Source organism: Rhodococcus sp. R1101, assembly GCF_000278445.1.
Classification (GTDB): domain Bacteria; phylum Actinomycetota; class Actinomycetes; order Mycobacteriales; family Mycobacteriaceae; genus Rhodococcus; species Rhodococcus gordoniae.
Window position 1 is genome coordinate 1 of record NZ_AJVB01000929.1, and the last position, 517, is coordinate 517.

Below are 517 nucleotides of genomic sequence, written 5' to 3' on the forward strand. Positions count from 1 at the left end.
CAGGGTCGAGTCGACGTTCGTGGCCACCCACAGGGCACCGGCACGGACGGCGAGCGTCGCCTCCGCGAGGATCGCCCATCCGGTATCCGGAGAATGCCCCTGCACCACGGCCACCGGACGCGTGTCCGCCGACCGGACCGGGGTGAGACCGACACCGGCCACCTCCTCGGCGAGGGCATCGGTTCCGACGACGAGCACCGGCGCGCCGGCCGGGAACCGCTCGGCGAGCAGGCGCGCCGCGGACTGCGAGCTCGTCACCACGGACGAATCCTCGGCCGGAAAGCCGAGTTCCCGCAGGTGCAACGCGACCTCCGAAGGCCGGCGGCTGGCGTTGTTCGTGACGTACAGAACGGTGTCGTCACCGGCCGCCAGCGCCTCCCGGGCACCCGGGACGGGTTCGGCGCCCCGGTAGACGGTGCCGTCGAGGTCCAGCAGCAGGACGTCGTAGATCCGACGCAGCGTGTCGCCGGAGGCGATGCCTGTGGCCGGCTCGGTGCCGTCGGTCACGGCGTCTCTC

General features: G+C 72.7%; 1 protein-coding gene. It reads right to left on the reverse strand.

Features of this window, described 5'->3' with window-relative positions; all coding sequences use genetic code 11:
• A partial coding sequence (locus tag R1101_RS0125295) for a hypothetical protein (protein WP_016935861.1) occupies window positions 1-507 on the reverse strand: 507 nt, incomplete at its 3' end.
• Between the last annotated feature and the right edge of the window lie 10 nt (window positions 508-517).